General features: G+C 57.6%; 16 protein-coding genes. 9 read left to right on the top strand and 7 right to left on the bottom strand.

Going from position 1 to position 17,819, the window contains the following annotated elements; genetic code table 11:
• Positions 1-24 precede the first annotated feature (24 nt).
• Entirely contained in the window at positions 25-609 is a 585-nt protein-coding gene (gene speG / locus VNZ60_RS22290; protein ID WP_325663113.1) for a spermidine N1-acetyltransferase, read from the top strand.
• 56 nt (positions 610-665) lie between these two features.
• The gene (locus VNZ60_RS22285; protein WP_325663111.1) at positions 666-1,235 is read left to right on the top strand and encodes a PadR family transcriptional regulator; all 570 of its coding nucleotides are present in this window, start codon (positions 666-668) and stop codon (positions 1,233-1,235) included.
• A gap of 334 nt (positions 1,236-1,569) precedes the next feature.
• On the opposite strand, the gene sbcB is transcribed toward VNZ60_RS22285, so the two are convergent.
• Positions 1,570-3,003, bottom strand: a complete 1,434-nt coding sequence (gene sbcB, locus VNZ60_RS22280) for an exodeoxyribonuclease I (protein WP_325663109.1) — start codon at positions 3,001-3,003, stop codon at positions 1,570-1,572.
• Positions 3,004-3,177: 174 nt separating this feature from the next.
• Between sbcB and VNZ60_RS22275 the strand changes: the two genes are divergently transcribed.
• On the top strand, positions 3,178-3,510 hold the full coding sequence (locus VNZ60_RS22275; RefSeq protein ID WP_325663107.1) for a DUF3563 family protein: 333 nt from the start codon (positions 3,178-3,180) through the stop codon (positions 3,508-3,510).
• Positions 3,511-3,762: 252 nt separating this feature from the next.
• Here VNZ60_RS22275 and VNZ60_RS22270 read toward each other — a convergent pair whose 3' ends face one another.
• Complete coding sequence (locus VNZ60_RS22270; RefSeq protein WP_325663105.1) at positions 3,763-4,065, bottom strand: antibiotic biosynthesis monooxygenase family protein; 303 nt, start codon at positions 4,063-4,065, stop codon at positions 3,763-3,765.
• Positions 4,066-4,196: 131 nt separating this feature from the next.
• Between VNZ60_RS22270 and VNZ60_RS22265 the strand changes: the two genes are divergently transcribed.
• Positions 4,197-4,715, top strand: a complete 519-nt coding sequence (locus tag VNZ60_RS22265; RefSeq protein ID WP_325663103.1) for a DUF1269 domain-containing protein — start codon at positions 4,197-4,199, stop codon at positions 4,713-4,715.
• Positions 4,716-4,942: 227 nt separating this feature from the next.
• Positions 4,943-6,241 (top strand): solute carrier family 23 protein, encoded by a 1,299-nt coding sequence (locus VNZ60_RS22260; protein WP_325663101.1) that lies wholly within the window; start codon positions 4,943-4,945, stop codon positions 6,239-6,241.
• A gap of 77 nt (positions 6,242-6,318) precedes the next feature.
• On the opposite strand, the gene VNZ60_RS22255 is transcribed toward VNZ60_RS22260, so the two are convergent.
• On the bottom strand, positions 6,319-7,911 hold the full coding sequence (locus VNZ60_RS22255; protein WP_325663100.1) for a BCCT family transporter: 1,593 nt from the start codon (positions 7,909-7,911) through the stop codon (positions 6,319-6,321).
• Between the two features lie 291 nt (positions 7,912-8,202).
• On the opposite strand from VNZ60_RS22255, the gene betI reads away from it, so the two are divergent.
• From betI to betA, 3 genes are all read left to right on the top strand, one after another.
• Positions 8,203-8,796: a transcriptional regulator BetI gene (gene betI / locus VNZ60_RS22250; RefSeq protein ID WP_325663375.1), complete on the top strand. Its 594-nt coding sequence runs from the start codon at positions 8,203-8,205 to the stop codon at positions 8,794-8,796.
• Positions 8,797-8,852: 56 nt separating this feature from the next.
• Complete coding sequence (betB, locus tag VNZ60_RS22245) at positions 8,853-10,325, top strand: betaine-aldehyde dehydrogenase (RefSeq protein ID WP_325663098.1); 1,473 nt, start codon at positions 8,853-8,855, stop codon at positions 10,323-10,325.
• A 73-nt stretch (positions 10,326-10,398) separates the two neighbouring features.
• The gene (gene betA, locus VNZ60_RS22240; protein ID WP_325663096.1) at positions 10,399-12,069 is read left to right on the top strand and encodes a choline dehydrogenase; all 1,671 of its coding nucleotides are present in this window, start codon (positions 10,399-10,401) and stop codon (positions 12,067-12,069) included.
• A gap of 22 nt (positions 12,070-12,091) precedes the next feature.
• Here the strand turns inward: betA and VNZ60_RS22235 are convergent, their stop codons facing one another.
• On the bottom strand, positions 12,092-13,360 hold the full coding sequence (locus tag VNZ60_RS22235; RefSeq protein ID WP_325663094.1) for an MFS transporter: 1,269 nt from the start codon (positions 13,358-13,360) through the stop codon (positions 12,092-12,094).
• A gap of 149 nt (positions 13,361-13,509) precedes the next feature.
• Between VNZ60_RS22235 and VNZ60_RS22230 the strand changes: the two genes are divergently transcribed.
• The gene (locus VNZ60_RS22230; RefSeq protein WP_325663092.1) at positions 13,510-14,421 is read left to right on the top strand and encodes a LysR family transcriptional regulator; all 912 of its coding nucleotides are present in this window, start codon (positions 13,510-13,512) and stop codon (positions 14,419-14,421) included.
• Between the two features lie 112 nt (positions 14,422-14,533).
• On the opposite strand, the gene VNZ60_RS22225 is transcribed toward VNZ60_RS22230, so the two are convergent.
• From VNZ60_RS22225 to VNZ60_RS22215, 3 genes are all read right to left on the bottom strand, one after another.
• Positions 14,534-15,043 (bottom strand): DUF1993 domain-containing protein, encoded by a 510-nt coding sequence (locus VNZ60_RS22225; RefSeq protein WP_325663090.1) that lies wholly within the window; start codon positions 15,041-15,043, stop codon positions 14,534-14,536.
• Positions 15,044-15,134: 91 nt separating this feature from the next.
• Complete coding sequence (locus tag VNZ60_RS22220; RefSeq protein ID WP_325663089.1) at positions 15,135-15,605, bottom strand: DUF4429 domain-containing protein; 471 nt, start codon at positions 15,603-15,605, stop codon at positions 15,135-15,137.
• 176 nt (positions 15,606-15,781) lie between these two features.
• The gene (locus VNZ60_RS22215) at positions 15,782-17,557 is read right to left on the bottom strand and encodes a glutamine--tRNA ligase/YqeY domain fusion protein (protein WP_325663087.1); all 1,776 of its coding nucleotides are present in this window, start codon (positions 17,555-17,557) and stop codon (positions 15,782-15,784) included.
• Positions 17,558-17,819 lie beyond the last annotated feature (262 nt).

Below are 17,819 nucleotides of genomic sequence, written 5' to 3'. Positions count from 1 at the left end.
CGCAACAAGTAAGAAAGAAATCAAATGACTACCCTAGTGCAACCGGGCCTGAAACTGCGGCCCCTGGAGCGTAACGATCTGCATTTTGTGCACCAACTCGACAATAACAGCCACATCATGCGTTATTGGTTCGAGGAGCCGTACGAAGCTTATGTCGAACTGGTGCAACTGTATGACCAGCACGTGCATGATCAAAGCGAACGGCGCTTTATCCTGGAAAGCGACAACGGCGAAATGGTGGGGCTGGTGGAGCTGGTCGAAATTACCCATATTCACCGACGTGCGGAGTTCCAGATCATCGTCGCGCCGAGCGCCCAAGGCAGAGGTTATGCCGAACGCGCTACGCGGCTGGCGATTGAATATGCGTTCTGCGTGCTCAATTTGTACAAACTCTACTTGTATGTCGATAAGGAAAACAACAAGGCCATCCATATCTACCAAAAATGCGGCTTTGCACTGGAAAGCGAGTTGAAAAGCGAGTTTTTCATCAATGGCGTGTATCGCGACGCGATTCGCATGTGCATGTTCCAGCCGGAATATCTGGCCAAACGCGCGCTGAGGCCCTCGTTGGGCGTGACTGAGCCAAAGAAAATTCAAAATCAGTCTTGACTTAGTAGTTTCTAAGATATATCTTTCAATCTCATTCAATGAGATAAGGAAGAAACATGTTTGGACATAGAAGAGGCTGCGACCGCAGCCGTATGCATCAAGGTCACGAACGGCAACATCGTGGCGGCGGTCTGTTTGAACGGGGCGGGCGCCGCGAAGGCGGACGTGGCGGGCGCATGTTTGAGCAGGGCAGTTTGCGATTGGTGATTCTTAATCTGTTGCAAGAAAAGCCACGCCACGGCTACGAAGTCATCAAGGCGATCGAAGAACTGGTTGGCGGCGATTACAGCCCAAGCCCGGGTGTGATCTATCCGACTTTGACATTGCTGGAAGAGCTGGGCTACACCGCCATAGAGGCTGAATCCGGCGGTAAAAAGTTGTATCGCATTACCCCGGAGGGCGCAGCGTTTTTGGCTGCAAATAGCGAAGCCTTGGCCCTGGCAATGCAGCGCTTGGAAACTGCACAACGTGCGTCCGGCAGCTCGGCACCCGAGTTGAGGCGCGCTATCCAGAACTTCCGCATGGCCTTGCATACGCGGCTGGAACGCGGCGAACTGAGCCAGGAACAAATCCGCGCGATGGTCGACGCCATCGATCTGGCCGCTGTGAAGATCGAACGCATCTGAAGTAAACCATCGTCGCCGCAACAGGCAAAAGCAAGTCGTTTGGAAGAAAGGAGTTGTTATGCGTGAACACCGCTACCGCATCACCCTGGAGCATCTGGCCACACCGAAGCAAGGCGAGCCGACCAATGCTGCCATCAGTTTTGAAACCGGCATCACGACGATCTGTTCGTGATACGCGAGTCGGACGCATAAATGAACACGGTGCCTGAGCGGGACGCCGCTCGGGTGATTGAAGTATAAAAACGCAGGGCCAGGATAATTTTCGATCGCACGAAAATTATCCTGGCCCTGCTTTGTATTGTGGCCCTAGCCAGGCCAGCCGGCGGCAGGCAAGTTATTCGCGAGCCGGCGCGATCATCTCCGCATAGTCATACAGAGCGCCAAGAATTTCTTCGCCGCGTTCATCTGCCGATTCCGACAAATTATCTATCTCTTCAAACAGCATATCGACTGTGCGCGCCTTGCCTTCGCCGTCGAACAGGCGCGCGGCGCGATGCTCTTCCCAGCGCTGCTGGTCTTCTGCGCTCAAGGTTTCAGGGAAATTGCGGGCGCGGTAGCGGAATGCCAGTTCTTCCAGGCGCTTATCGTCAAAACTGGTACGGGCGACGGCCAGTTTTTGCGGCGGCAACGCGCGCAATTCATTCAGCTTGCGGCGATCATTGTTGCCGACGAAACCGCCGTACAAGTCTTCATCGACATCGTTTACCGCCTCTTCGGGGCGTTGGAATACCTGCCGCCACAGGCCGCTGAGGTCAGGCGCTTGTGCCGCAATTTCCGCATGGCGCAGCGCGAGCGGAATATCGATACCCCAACGCGCCGCCATGTCGGCCGATAGCGTTTGCAATTTGTTGATCACCATCGGCGATTTATTCAGATGCACGGATTTCAATGGCAGGCGTGTGACGCCTTCGGGCAGGGCGTCTGTTTTGCTGAACAACCTGGTACGCACGGTATCTGCATCCAGGGAAAATAGTTCGCTGGGGTCGAACGCCAGATCCCAGGCCAGTATTTCATTCTTGTTGGTGGGATGTACGCCGAGCGGCCACATGACAGCGAGGCAGCCGCGTTCAGCCGGGAACATACCCGAGATATGCAGGAATGGCCGCGCCGTCGGCAAGCCGATTTCAGCGCCGGCGCGGTCTTTTTTGTGCAGGGCGAGGCAAAAATCGAACAACCTCGGCTGCTGTTGCCGGATCAGTCTTGCCAGAGCGATCGTCGCCCGCACGTCGGACAGCGCATCATGCGCGGCTTCGTGGCTCAGCCCATTGGCGGCGGTCAGGAGTTCCAGGCGAAAACTCGGCCTTCCCTCATCGTTGAGCGGCCACTGGATGCCGTCCGGCCGCAAGGCATAAGCGGTGCGCACCACATCCAGGATATCCCAGCGGCCGCACTGGTTCTGCCACTCGCGGGCATAAGGATCGATCAGGTTGCGCCAAAACAGGAAACGTGTGACCTCGTCGTCGAACCGGATCGTGTTGTAACCGACGCCTATGGTGCCCGGCTCGGAAAACGCTTTTTCGATTTGCGCTGCGAACTGATGCTCGGCGACACCGCGCTCCAGGCATAGCTGCGGCGTGATGCCGGTAATCAGGCAGGACTGCGGGTCCGGTAAAAAATCATTTGCCGGTTGGCAATACAACATGATCGGTTCGCCGATTTCATTCAGCTCGGCATCCGTGCGGATTGCTGCAAATTGGGCCGGGCGGTCGCGGCGCGGCTGGACGCCGAAAGTTTCGTAGTCGTGCCAGAGGAAGGTGTGGGTAGACATTGGGCTAAGGCATGTGCATGAGGGAGGTGCAGCAGTTTACAGGCATCTTTCCTTGCCTGTATAGCAGTTTTACAACGCTTTAAGTCAAATCATAAGAAGGCCCGAAATAGCGCTTTTAGCCCCTTAAATTCACAAAACTGATAACTGCTATTGGCAATCGAAATTGGATAATTAATGGGGAAACGCTATTCTGATTGTGCGACGCAACAATTGGCTTGCGGTGAACGCAAAACGAAAGAGGAATTCATCATGTCTACAATGACAATCAGCAACAATTCTAGTATTTCCCGTCCAGCTGCTTCGGCACAAGCTGCGGCTGTTTCCAGCACATTTTTCAGCTCCGTAGCGGCTTTCATCAAGCGCGTCGGTACTGCTTACGAACGTTCGGAAGCGGCACGTAAAGAAGCTTACCTGGCAGAAGCCGTCGATTTGTATGATCTGGAATATCGTATGCAACGCCTGGATCGTGAAAGCGCCCAGACTGCAGCATGGATCAAAGGCTTCTAAGTTCTAACTAAGTTCTAAGTAAAGCGTGTGTTGGTAGTCGCTGGAAATCGGTAGTAATCTGCAATCGATTGCAGCAAGGATCGTAGTAAAAAGCAGTTTCAGCAGTCTTTTGTAGTTCATCTGTAGTTCATTTACATCGCTGCGTAGCAGTCGGGCATCCCGCCGGCATAAGCCGTCAGATCGGGTTGCCCCGCTGCTCACACAGTGCATCTCTGTTCACTCACCCTCACACCCTCACGCCTTATTATGTATTCAGTGCGATTCCGTCAGTAGTGTGAAATGTTCGACGGTTGGCGGCACCGCAAAAAACGGCCCCACCAATGCACGCCATTTGGCAAATGCCGGCGATTCGCGAAAATCCACCGTATGGTTTTCCAGCGTTTGCCAGGAAATCGTCAGCACATAGCGTTCCGGCGATTCAATTCCCTTGTGTATCTTGAATCCAGCAAAGCCTTTGGCTTTGCTGATGACTTGTGCAATTCCTTGTTGAATTGCGGCATCAAATTCCTGCTGTTTACCGGGTTGGATGCGGATATCGGCTAATTCGAGAATCATGGCGTGTCCATCGTTGTTGGTTAGCGGAATCCGGATTGTCGCATTTTTAGCTGAATCAGGCGCCAATCAACCTTTGTGGATTGCCTGCCGATTGACTATGCTGAAAGCATAAACACTCAAAGGAGGCCATCATGGTGGGCAGAAAAAGACTCTATTTCATGTTGCCGGATGTTTCCAGTGCACGCAGCACGCTAGACGAGTTGCTGCTGGCCCGGATCGAGATTCGGCACATTCACTTCTGGGGTGCCGAGGGAAAGCTGCCGGCTGATATGCCTGAAGCCAATGTGTTTCATAAAACCGACCTTGCCAACGGCGCCGAAGTCGGTTTGCTGGCAGGCGGCATGATAGGTTTGGTACTGGGCATGTGGCTGGTGTATTTCCCACCGGATTGGGTGCACCTGAATTGGCTGGCGCTGGTGGGGCTGACTCTGGCTGGCGCGGTGCTCGGCAGTTGGATGTCGGGCATGGCGGCGGCGGCGATTCCCAACTCCCGTCTGAAAGCATTCCATGCCGGGATCGAAGAGGGCAAGGTATTGCTGCTGGTCGACGTGCCGTTCAAACAGGTGCCGGCGATAGAAGAGTTAATTGAAAAGCGTCATCCGGAAGCTGCTTTTTCTGGAGTGGAAAAGCATATTCCAATGTTCCCATGATTGCATCGGACTAGCGACAATCAGACACCGGCCATCCCGCCGGTGTTTTTTTATGCACGTTGCAATGCATTTCTTTCCTGATTGCATTGTTATTTTGCAGTTGCCTTCGTACACTAGCTTCCGGTTAAAAACAAAATCAATCATGCGAATTTGCGCTGCCAGCGGTGCTCGCTTGGTAAAGAGCTAGCCGTGCCAGGCACGCAAGTCGTCATACAGAGAGGAAATTCATGGGAGCTTCTTATTTCCCCAAATGGCGTCTGCGCGCCAGTACGGCCGACGGCCAGGGGCAGGTTATCGCTGCCGACGAGCGTCTACCGTGGCCGCAGACTTTCGCCATGGGGGTGCAACACGTGGTGGCGATGTTCGGTGCCACGGTGCTGGCGCCGTTGCTGATGGGTTTCGATCCGAATCTGGCGATTTTCATGTCAGGCATCGGCACCTTGCTGTTTTTTGTCCTGGTCGGCGGCCGGGTGCCGAGTTACCTCGGTTCCAGCTTTTCTTTCATCGGCCTGGTGATTGCGGTCAGCGCTTACGGCGGCCATGGCCTTAATCCCAACCTCGGCGTTGCGCTGGGCGGGATTATTGCCTGCGGCGTGGTGTACGCGTTGATCGGCTTGCTGGTGATGGCGATCGGCACCCGCTGGATCGAAACCCTGATGCCGCCGGTAGTCACCGGTGCGGTAGTGGCGGTGATCGGGCTTAATCTGGCGCCGATTGCGGTCAAGGGCGTCAGCGGCAATAACTTCGACGCCTGGATGGCGCTGGGGACGGTCTTGTGCGTCGGCGGTGTCGCCGTGTTTGCGCGCGGCATGATACAGCGGCTGCTGATATTGGTCGGCCTGATGCTGGCCTATGTGATTTATGCGGTGCTGACTAACGGCGCCGGTCTGGGCAAGCCTATCGATTTTGGCATAGTCGCGCAAGCCGCCTGGTTCGGCATCCCGCATTTTTCGGCGCCGGTATTCAAGGCCGATGCGATGGCCTTGCTGGCGCCGATTGCGATTATCCTGGTGGCTGAAAACCTGGGGCATATCAAGGCGGTGGCAGCGATGACCGGGCAAAATCTCGATAAGTATATGGGCCGCGCCTTTGTCGGTGATGGCTTGGCGACGATTGTCTCGGGCAGCGTCGGCGGTACCGGCGTCACCACTTACGCGGAAAATATTGGCGTGATGGCGGTCACCAAGATTTATTCGACCTTGGTATTTGTGGTGGCGGCTTGCCTGGCAATCGTCTTGGGTTTTTCGCCGAAATTCGGCGCCGTGATTCAAACCATTCCAGGTGCCGTGCTGGGCGGCGTTTCGATAGTGGTGTTTGGCCTGATCGCTGTGGCGGGTGCACGTATCTGGGTCGAGAACAAGGTCGATTTCTCCAACAATCGCAATCTGATCGTGGCTGCCGTGACCTTGGTGCTGGGGGCCGGCGACTTTACCTTGAAGCTTGGCCAGTTCTCCCTGGGCGGCATCGGCACCGCGACTTTTGGCGCGATTATCCTGCACGCTTTGCTGCGGCAAAAGAAAACCTGAGCCGGGCCCGACACTTCGGACGCTCATAAAAAAAGCTGCGCAAGAGTCCACTCTGCGCAGCTTTTTCATTATTTAAACTAAGTTTGCCTGGCTAGCTTCGCTGCAGTTTTTACTGCAATTGCGGGCTTGAATTCCATTCTGAGAGCCTTCAGCAGACATGCCATATACAACACCAGCACCATGGAAAACGGCAGCGACGCCAGTACGATCGTGGTTTGAATCGCGCTGATGTTATCGGCAAACATCAAGCCGACGGTGACAGCCATGATCAGCGCCGACCAGAAAATGCGCAGCCAGTGCGGTGCATCGGCGTCGTTATCATTATCGCTGCTGCCGCGCACCGATAAATTGGCCAGCATCACGGCGCCGGAGTCGGCCGGTGTCAGAAACAACACGAAACCTACGAAAATCGCCACACCGGACATGGCCGTGCCAAACGGGTAGTGCGCCAGCAGCATGTACATGGTCATGGCCGGTTGCTCCAGCGCGGTCCGGCTCAGTTCGGTGGCGCCGTGATTGATCAGCAGATCCAGGGCGCTGTTGCCGAACACTGAGAGCCACATCAGCGTGAACGCCAGCGGCAGCAGCAACACGCCAGTCACCACTTCGCGAATGGTGCGTCCGCGTGAGATGCGTGCAATAAACAGGCCGACAAATGGCGCCCAGGAGATCCACCAGGCCCAATAGAACAGAGTCCACTTGCCGAGCCAGTCGCTAGGCCGGTCGTAGGCATAAAGATCAAAAGTCTTGCCGACGAAATTGCTGATGTAATCGCCCAGATTCTGGGTCATCGCGTTCAGCAAATGCAGCGTCGGTCCCATCGTCAGTACAAAAATCAGCAAGCTGGCAAACAGCACCACGTTCAGATTCGACAGGCGGCGGATGCCGACTTCGACGCCGGAAATCGCGGCCAGGGTCGCCACTATCGTCATCACGATGATCACCGCCAGCAGCGTGCTATGGCTGTTTTGCAGGCCGAACAGATGCTCCAGGCCGGCGCTGATTTGCAGCGAGCCTATTCCCAGGTTGCTGACCAGGCCCAGCACGGTCACCACGACGCCAAAACAATCGACAGCGTGGCCGGCGACGCCATGAACGCGCTCGCCGAGCAGTGGATACAGCGCGGTACGCAACGCCAAAGGCTGTTTGTGGCGATAGGCAAAGTAACCCAGCGCTACCGCGATCAAGGCATAAATAGCCCAGCCATGCAGGCCCCAGTGCAGGAAGGTCAAGGTCATCGCCTGGCTAGCCGCGGCCGGCGTTGCTGCCTCCCCCTGGGGTGGATATAGATAATGCGTCAGGGGTTCCGAGGCGCCGAAATACAGCAGCGAAATGCCGATGCCGGAAGAGAACAGCATGCCGGCCCAGGCGCCGTAGCTAAAGGCCGGCTGTTCGTCATCCGCCCCCAGTTTTATTTTGCCGTAGGGCGATAGCGCCAGCCAGATGATAAAGCCAAGGTAAGCGGCGACCACCAGCATGTAGTACCAGCCGAAGCTGCTGGCCAAGGTGATTTGTGCGCTCGACAGCCAGGCGGTCGAGGCTTGCGGGAAGGCGATGATGACAATGGTGAAGGCGATGATCAGCAATGCCGACGAGAAGAAAACCGGGCGATTCAGTTTGTTCTTGCTCGGCTGCTGGCCAGTGACGGTAGCGGTAGCGGCGGCGCTCATTTGCATTGCTCGCAGTGCATTGGTGCGCTGGCCTGGTCTGGTTGTCCCATCGTTTCCATGTTTGATTGATATTGCATTTAAATAAACCTCATTCCGATTCTGCTGCCCGTCTTTTGACGGGACTTTGATCTGATTTTTGTTTTCAAAAAGGACATATTTTATTGTCAACGACAGCTTAATATTAAATTGATTGAACGTCCAATCAATTTAAATTATACTGAATTCAGGCAGCGGGTGGGCAGGCCGCTTTTCGCCAGCGTTTGGGAGAGTAAGTTGAGGAAAAGAAACGAAATGCTGCCGCTGCGCCGCAAGCAGCTGATCCAGGCCACGCTGGAAGTGATAGACCGGGTCGGCCTGGCCGATGCAACCATCGCTCTGATTGCCAGGCAAGCCGGTTTGTCGACCGGCATCATCAGCCATTATTTCGGCGACAAGAGCGGCTTGCTGGAAGCCACCATGCGCCAGATTCTGCGCGATTTAAGTGAAGACACCATGCGCCGCCGCAGCGAACTGGCGGCAGACACTGCTGCAGGCCACATGCGCGCCATCGTCGACGCCAACTTCAATGACAGCCAGGTCAGCGGCCCCGTCATGAAAACCTGGCTGGCGTTCTGGTCGTCCAGCATGCACCAGGAATCGTTGCGCAGATTGCAGCATGTGAATGACCGTCGCCTGTTTTCCAACCTTTGCTGCCAGTTTTTACGCGAACTGCCGCTGGAGCGGGCGCGCCATGCCGCACGCGGCCTGGCGGCGATGATCGATGGCTTGTGGCTGCGCGGTGCGCTGTCCGGCGCCGCCTTCGACGCCGATGCGGCGCGCCAGCTGGCCTATGAATATCTGGATCAACAATTGGCAAAGAAAATCGACGCCGTAGTAGCGGCTTAATCCGCAGCGGCTTCATCTTTGACCTGTCTGATAGAAACCCTTTGAGGAGAATCACTATGCCTGTTTTTAAGCAACAACAACTCTATATCGGTGGCCGTCGGGTCGACGCCAGCGGTAGCGATACTTTCCAGACCGTCAATCCTGCCAACGGCGAAGTGCTGGCCGAAGTCCAGCGCGCCACCAAGGCCGATGTCGATCGCGCCGTCGCCAGCGCACAGCAAGGTCAGCGCGAATGGGCCGCGCAAACCGCCATGCAGCGCTCGCGGGTACTGCGCCGTGCGGTAGCGATCCTGCGTGAACGCAATGACGAACTGGCCGAACTGGAAACCCTGGATACCGGCAAGGCATTGTCGGAAACACGCGCCGTCGACATCGTCACCGGCGCTGATGTGCTGGAGTATTACGCCGGCCTGGTGCCGTCGATAGAGGGCACCCAGATTCCCTTGCGCGAAAGCTCGTTTGTCTACACCCGCCGTGAACCGCTGGGCGTGGTGGCCGGCATCGGTGCATGGAATTATCCGATCCAGATCGCCTTGTGGAAATCCGCGCCGGCGCTGGCCGCCGGCAATGCGATGATTTTCAAACCGAGCGAAGTGACGCCGCTGAGCACGCTCAAGCTGGCCGAAATCTATACCGAGGCAGGCTTGCCGGATGGCGTATTCAACGTACTGACCGGCAGCGGCCGCGAAGTCGGCACCTGGCTCACCGAGCATGCCGGCATCGAAAAAATATCGTTCACCGGCGGCACCGCCACCGGCAAGAAAGTCATGGCCAGCGCTTCCAGCTCGACCTTGAAGGACGTGACCATGGAGCTGGGCGGCAAGTCGCCGCTGATCGTATTTGCCGACGCCGATCTGGAGCGCGCGGCCGATGTCGCCGTGATGGCCAATTTCTACAGTTCGGGCCAGGTGTGCACCAACGGCACCCGGGTATTTGTGCATAGCTCGATCAAGGCGGCGTTTGAAACCAAGGTACTGCAACGGGTAGCGCGTATCCGTCTCGGTAATCCGCTCGATATGAATACCAACTTCGGCCCGCTGGTCAGTTTCCCGCATATGGATAGCGTGCTGTCGTATATCGAGTCGGGCCGTGCCGAAGGCGCACACCTGCTGATCGGCGGTCAGCGCGAAATCAGCGGCGCCTATGCCAAGGGCGCTTATGTACAGCCGACCGTGTTTACCGACTGCCGCGACGACATGAAGATCGTTCGTGAAGAAATCTTCGGCCCGGTCATGAGCATTCTCAGCTTCGATGAAGAGGACGAAGTGATCCGCCGCGCCAACGATACCGAATACGGCCTGGCGGCCGGCCTGATGACAGAAAACCTAAGCCGCGCGCACCGTGTTATCCATCAGCTGGAAGCAGGTATCTGCTGGATCAATACCTGGGGCGAATCGGCGGCGGAGATGCCGGTCGGCGGTTACAAGCAATCCGGCGTCGGCCGCGAAAACGGCTTGACCACGCTGGAGCACTACACCCGCATCAAATCGATTCAAGTGGAGCTGGGCGCTTATACCTCGGTGTTCTGAACACCGTCCTCCAAGGCAATATCCATGTTTTACAACGATGCCGCAGAGCCGGCATCGGCAAGGAAGGATCATCATGCAGCAAGCAAAAGAATACGATTACATCATCATTGGCGCGGGTTCGGCAGGCAATGTTTTGGCGACACGATTGACCGAAGACGCCGGCACCAGCGTGCTGTTGCTGGAAGCCGGCGGTCCCGATTACCGCTTCGATTTCCGCACCCAGATGCCGGCGGCGCTGGCGTACCCATTGCAAGGGCGGCGTTATAACTGGGCCTACGAAACCGATCCAGAACCGCACATGAACGGCCGCCGCATGGAGTGCGGCCGCGGCAAGGGCCTGGGCGGTTCGTCGCTGATCAACGGCATGTGCTACATCCGTGGCAATGCGCTGGATTACGATCACTGGGCTAAACGAGAAGGGCTGGAAGACTGGTCCTACCTGGATTGCCTGCCGTATTTCAAGAAAGCCGAAACCCGCGACATCGGCGGCAACGACTATCACGGCGGCGACGGCCCGGTCAGCGTGACTACGCCGAAGAGCGGCAACAACGTGCTCTACCATGCGATGGTGGAAGCCGGCGTGCAAGCCGGGTACCCGCGCACCGATGACCTCAACGGTTATCAGCAGGAAGGTTTCGGTCCGATGGATCGCACCACGACTCCGCACGGGCGGCGCGCCAGTACTGCGCGCGGTTATCTGGATCAGGCGCGGGACCGGCCCAACCTGACGATCGTCACGCACGCGCTCACAGACCGCATACTTTTTGCCGGCAAGCGCGCTGTTGGCGTCGCCTATCTGCATAACGACCAGCCGCAAACCGTACAAGCCAGGCGTGAAGTGCTGCTGTGCTCGGGGGCGATCGCCTCGCCGCAAATCCTGCAGCGTTCCGGCGTCGGCCCGGCGCCGTTGCTGCGTCAGCACGACATTCCTGTCGTACTGGATTTGCCCGGCGTCGGCGCCAATTTGCAAGATCATCTGGAAATTTATCAGCAATACGAATGCAAGCAGCCGGTCTCGCTGGCGCCGGCGCTGAAACCGTGGAACCAGCCGCAAATCGGCGCCCAATGGTTGTTGATGGGGACCGGCATCGGCGCCAGCAATCAATTCGAGGCCGGCGGTTTTATTCGCAGCGACGACAGCTTCGAGTGGCCGAATATCCAGTATCACTTCTTGCCGGTAGCGATCAATTACAACGGCAGCAATCCGATCAAGGTCCACAGCTTCCAGGCGCACATGGGATCGATGCGCTCGCCGAGCCGTGGCCGGATCCATCTGCGTTCGAAAGATCCGCGTCAGCATCCGAGCATTTTGTTTAACTACATGTCGACCGAGCAGGATTGGCAGGAATTCCGCAACGGTATCCGGATCACGCGCGACATCATTGCGCAGCAGGCCTTGTCGGCCTATGCCGGCCGCGAAATTTCACCGGGCGTGCAGGTCCAGACCGATGCCGAGCTGGATGCTTTCGTGCGCCAGCACGCTGAAACCGCTTTCCATCCATCCTGTTCCAACGCCATGGGATACGACGAGATGGCAGTGGTGGACAGCGAGGGACGGGTGCATGGCTTGCAAGGCCTGCGTGTGGTAGATGCCTCGATCATGCCGCAGATCACCACCGGCAACCTGAATGCGCCGACCATCATGATCGCTGAAAAAATCGCCGATCATATCCGCGGCCGGCAACCGTTGCCGCGGGTGGAAGTGCCGTATTACGTCGCTGGCGACAAACCGGCGCGGCAATAGGCGCGGCAATAAATCGCAAGGGTCATGTCTTCTGGAGTGTTGCGATAAGCAGAGCTGCCATAGCGTAGGCGATGCCGGCCAGGCAGACTCCGCTCCAGCCAGCCATGACCCAGGCCAGCGCTGCGCTCGCCGCGCCCAGCGCGCCGCCGACGAAGAAAATACCGACGAATAAGCCGTTCAAGCGGCCGCGCGCTTCCGCTTGCAGCAGGTTGATGGCGCGTCGGCCCAGGGTTTGATCGGTGGTTACGCCAGCGTCCAGTCCGACGGCGGCGAGCACCAACATGGCCAGCGCCAGCCACGGATGCATGGCGATGGCAAAACCACCCCAGCCTGCGCCCGCCACGCCAGCCAGCAGCAACGCGCCTATCATCAGCAGATGCGCAGCCAAGGTCGCGCGCCGGGTCCAGCCGCGATCGCCAAGGCGGCCGGCCAGCGGCGCCGCCACGGCGCCAGCCGCACCTGCCAACGCGAACAAGGCGATCTGGCGCTGATTCATGTTGAACGGCTGTTGCGTCAGAAGCAGGGCGACCGCTGTCCAGAACAGGCTGAAGGTGGCCATGGCAAGCGCCGCGGTGAGCGCACGCCGGCGCAAGACCGGCTGCTTGCACAGCAAACTCCACAACGATTTGATCAAAGCCAGATAAGACAGGTCGGCCGCAGGCTGGCGTTGTGGCAGCGTGCGGCTCAGGGTTGCCGCTACCAGGGCGATCGAGACGGTCAGCACCAGGTACAGCAGGCGCCAGCCGCCGGCGTCCATCAGCAGGCTGGCCAGCGGCCGCGACAGTAGAATGCCGAGCATCAGGCCGCTCATGACATTGCCCACCACTTTGCCGCGATGTGCTTCGCAGGCCATCAGGGCCGCTAACGGCACCATGATCTGGATCGCGCTGGAGGCGGCGCCAGCCAAAAAAATCGCCAGCAGGAACAGCCAGCCGGAAGTCGATAGCGTGGCCGTCGCCAGCGCCAGGGCGCAGCAAGCCAGCAGGCGCACGATCAAACGGCGGTTTTCCAGCAGGTCGGCCAACGGCACCAACAACACCAAGCCAGTGGCATAGCCGAGTTGCGGCAGCATGGCGACCATGCCGCTCAAGTGTGCATCCAGGCCTAGTGCAGCGGCGATAGGGCCGATTAACGTCTGCGTCGCGAATAAATTAATCACGGTGATACCGACCGCGGTGGCGAATAACAGCTGCAACGCCAGGGAAATGCCATCGTCGGCGATGCGCGTGGCGCCAGCCTGGGAGGCGGTGAAAGGGGAGGGGGCGCTTGAGGGGAGTTGAGGTGCGGTCATGGCATTCTTCGCGAAGGGCGGCAGCGGGATCGGCGGAGTCCTGTCCCTGGCAGCCTGTTTTCAATGCACCGATTGTGCATCTGCGATGTTTATGCTACAAGTGAATTATTATCATAAATATTATGCTAATTTGTTTGCTGAGGTTATTTATGAATACGCATGACATCGAAGCCTTTGTGGCCGTGGTCGAGACCGGTTCCATTGTCGCCGCGGCGACTCGCCTGCACCTGACCCAGCCCGGCATCAGCCGCCGCGTCCAAAGTCTGGAAGACAGGCTAGGGGTGGCGTTGCTGGAGCGGCAATCGAAGCCGCTTAAGCCAACTGCGGCCGGCCGCGAGGTTTATCAGCGCGGCCGCCGGGTGCTGGGATCGGTTGCGGATCTGCTGGCCGGGGTCGAATCCGGATCGGAAACGAGCGGTGAATTTCGTTTGGGGATTGCGCCATTCCTGGCTGAATTGGCCCTTACCCAGCCGATCGATCGCTTGCGCAGCGAGTTCGCCAAGCTGACCTTGCGCATTACAACCGGCTGGTCGCCGACGCTGCTTATGTTGCTGGAAAGTAATGCAATCGATGCGGCTGCAGTGGTGTTGCCTGACGATGTGATGCCGCCCAATACGCTGAGCACACATCTGCTCAGTCATCAAATGCCGGTGATCGTTGCACAGCGGGAAGCGCCATTGCGCAAGGGCCGTCTGTCGTTGCCGGAATTGGCGTCGCAAGCCTGGGTGCTGAACCAGGATGGCTGCGGCATACGCCGCTCGATCCGGCATACGCTGGACGCAGTGCGTTTGCCGATGGTGGTTGCGGTGGAAACTTTCGGCACCGAGCTGCAATTGTCGCTGGTGGCGCGCGGCGTCGGCATCGGCATGGTGATGCCGGGCGCTTTGGCGCGCAGTGCCTTTCGCGATCAGTTGCGGGTGTTGCAGGTGCCTGAATTCAAGGCTGGCGTGAATACCTGGCTGGTGCATGCACGGACGCCGGGCCGCCTGGCGGCGCCGATCGAACGTTTGCGCCAGGATATGAGTGAGATGCTGGAGGCAGAACAGCTTTTGCCAGCGTGACACCGGCAGCAGCGATAAATTGCGGGCTATAAAAAAGCGACCCGAAGGTCGCTTTTTTTACATGCTAAACGCGGTTTGCTTCCGGCCTAATGTTCCGGCTTATTCTTCCGGCTTAATACGCGCCCATGAAGTCGCGCTTGCCGACTTCCACGCCGTTGTGGCGCAGGATGTCATAGGCGGTGGTCACGTGGAAGAAAAACTGCGGCAAGCCGTAACCCAGCAGATAGGTCTGGCCAGTCAGTTTCTTCTCTTTCGGCGTTCCTGGACGCAAGACGATTTCGAGTGTTTCGCTACCGTCGATCTGTGCCGCTGTCAGGCCGTCGATAAATGCCAGTGTCTTCTTGATGCGGGCATGCAAATCGGCAAAAGTCTGTTCGCTGTCTTCATACGCTGGAACTTCGGCGCCGGCCAGGCGTGCCGGTACGCTCTTGGCAAAATCGGCAGCGATCTGCACCTGGCGGACCAGCGGGAACATGTCCGGGAACAGGCGTGCCTGCAGGAAAGCGTTGGGGTCGATTTTCTTTTCAGTCGCGTGCGCTTCGGCCTTTGCCAAGACGTCGTTGAGCGCAGTCAGCATCTGCTTGAAGACTGGAATCGAGGCGCTGTACATGGAGATGGTCATGGGTGTTCCTTGGTTGGTGATGGCTGTGTGTTCGGGAAAGGTGGGTGATTATAGTGCCTGCGTCAAGAGTCTGCTGCCAGCACCCTATTACCTAAAGTCCCAGCAGTTTCTTCTTGGCGCTGACCCATTCCGGACGTGAGATAAGACCCTGTTTGTATTGTTCCGCCAGCTTGTCAAGCTGGTCAAAATCTATGACGGCCGGAGCGTCAGCCTTGGCGGCAGCGATTTTTTGCTCGATCTGGTTTTTCAGATTCGCGAATTTAGTGAATTGCCTAGGGTTAAACAGCACCGTATTTTCATCGCTGGCGGCGCGAATAAGGGTGTTGTCGGTTTGCTTGTCGTCGCTTAAATAAAAATGGATATAACCATTGGTCAACAAGCCGGGCAATTGGATCCGGACTGCGCTGAGGGCCGAAATCGGGATGTCCTTGTCGCGGTTCCTGGCTTGTGTCCAGCGCGCCATGAGGCCGGCGCGTTTTATCTGGACTCGGTCGCTGAGCAGCGTTACTTGGCCATTGATGCCGCGTACCTGCATCTCAACTTGTATAAGCGCTGGCTCCACGTTTTATTACCTTCTGTCTCAATCTTCTCAGCAGCGATCGCTGTTGCCTGTAGTTGGATAATGTAACACTGCCCCCACAAGTAATAAAGACGCGGCACCGAATTTACGATGCCGCGTCTTTTGCACGCCAAAAATTGAATCGAAGCGGGTTTTGAAGCGCTTTCCGAATGGCGTTTTTACTTGCCCCAGCTGTCTTTCAAGGTAACAGTCCGGTTAAATACCGGTTTGCCGGGCAGGGAATCAATCCGGTCGGCGATGAAATAACCATGCCTTTCGAACTGGTAGCGATCTTCCGCCTTGGCGTCTTTCAAACCGGGTTCCAGGTAGGCCGTAATCACTTGCTTGGCGTTCGGATTCAATGCCGCCTTGAAGTCCTTGCCGCCGGCGTCCGGATGCGGATCGGTGAACAGGCGGTCGTACAAGCGTACTTCGGCTTCCAGCGCATGGGCGACGCTGATCCAGTGGATATTGCCTTTGACCTTGTAGTTGGCGCTGCCTTCGGTGCCGCTCTTGCTGTCCGGAAAATAGGTGCAGTGGACTGCGCTGACCTTGCCATCCGCGTCTTTTTCAAAGCCGGTGCATTCGACCACATAACCGTGGCGTAGGCGCACCCGGCTGCCTGGCTTGTCGGCAGTCGGCGGGAACAGGCGGAAATACCCTTTGACCGGGGTTTCCATAAAATCTTCCTGTTCGATCCAGAGCGTATTGCTGATCGGGAAGTGGCGCAATGCGGTGGCGTGCTCGGGATGCGCCGGCGGATAGACCGGTGCATGACAGGCTACGGTTTCGCCTTCCGGGAAGTTGTCGATGATCAGTTTCAACGGGTTCAGCACAGCAGTAGCGCGCGGCGCTTTGGGATCGAGGTCCTCGCGCAAGGCGCCTTCCAGTGAGCTCATGTCGATCCAGCCGTCGGACTTGGTGACACCGGTGCGATCGCAAAACAATTGCAGCGATTCCGGCGTAAAGCCGCGGCGCCGGATGCCGACCAGGGTCGGCATGCGCGGATCGTCCCAGCCGTCGACGATGCCTTCGTCCACCAGCTGGCGCAGCTTGCGCTTGCTGGTGATCACGTAGGTCACATTGAGGCGCGAGAATTCGTATTGGTGCGGCACCGGCTTTTGCAGGAAGCCGGCGGCGCTCAAATGTTCCAGCACCCAATCGTAGAATGGCCGGTGGTCCTGGAATTCGAGGGTGCAGACCGAGTGTGAAATGTTTTCCAGCGCATCCGAAATCGGGTGCGTGTAGTCGTACATCGGATAGATGCACCATTTGTCGCCGGTGCGGTGATGATGGGCATGGCGAATCCGGTAGATCGCCGGGTCGCGCATGTTCATATTCGGCGACGCCATATCGATCTTGGCGCGCACGATGTGCTCGCCATCCTTGAATTCACCGGCCTTCATGCGGCGGAACAAGTCCAGCGATTCGGCTGCCGGACGGTTGCGGAACGGCGAGTCCTTGCCCACTTCGCCGAAATTACCGCGATTGGCGGCCATCTGTTCGGCGCTTTGGCTGTCGACATAGGCCAGGCCGGCGCTGATCAGGTATTCCGCCATTTCATACAGCTTGTCGAAGTAGTTGCTGGCGAAGTACAAATGTTCGCCGGTCTCATCTTTCCAATCGAAACCCAGCCAGCGCACGCTGTCGATGATGGTGTCGACATATTCCTGCTCTTCTTTTTCAGGATTGGTATCGTCGAACCGCAAGTGGCAGCGGCCGGCGTAATCGCGCGCCAGGCCAAAGTTGACGCAGATCGACTTGGCGTGGCCGATGTGCAGGTAGCCGTTGGGTTCTGGCGGAAAGCGGGTGACGACCTGCGGCAATGGCTGACCCTGGCTGTCCTTGCGTTCGGCATAGGCGCCGGCGCTCAGATCGGTTTCGATGATGCCGCGCAAGAAATTGGACGAGGCAGGTGCAGGTGGGGTATGGCCGTTGGTGTGATCGGTGCTCATGGAGAATTGGTTTATACGCTTTGCTGAGTGGTAGGGATGTGCTTCATTCTACCGTAGCACGAGCGTTTTCAGGAGCGGCCGGGCAGATTTTGTTGCACTGCGGATGCGGGATGGAGCGAGGGTTGCCGTGCGGCTTGCTGGGGTCGGCCGGCATCAGCAGGGCGATTGCCAAAAAGACATTTAAAGCGGCAGGGCTGACGAATTCAGGCTGGCATCCCGACGCCTTCACCCGGGACTGGCCTGCGCCAATCCCGGATACTCC

The organism is Collimonas sp., assembly GCF_035566375.1.
Taxonomy (GTDB): domain Bacteria; phylum Pseudomonadota; class Gammaproteobacteria; order Burkholderiales; family Burkholderiaceae_D; genus Collimonas.
The sequence above is the reverse complement of the archived record's forward strand: the minus strand, read 5'-3'. Positions and strand labels throughout refer to the sequence as shown.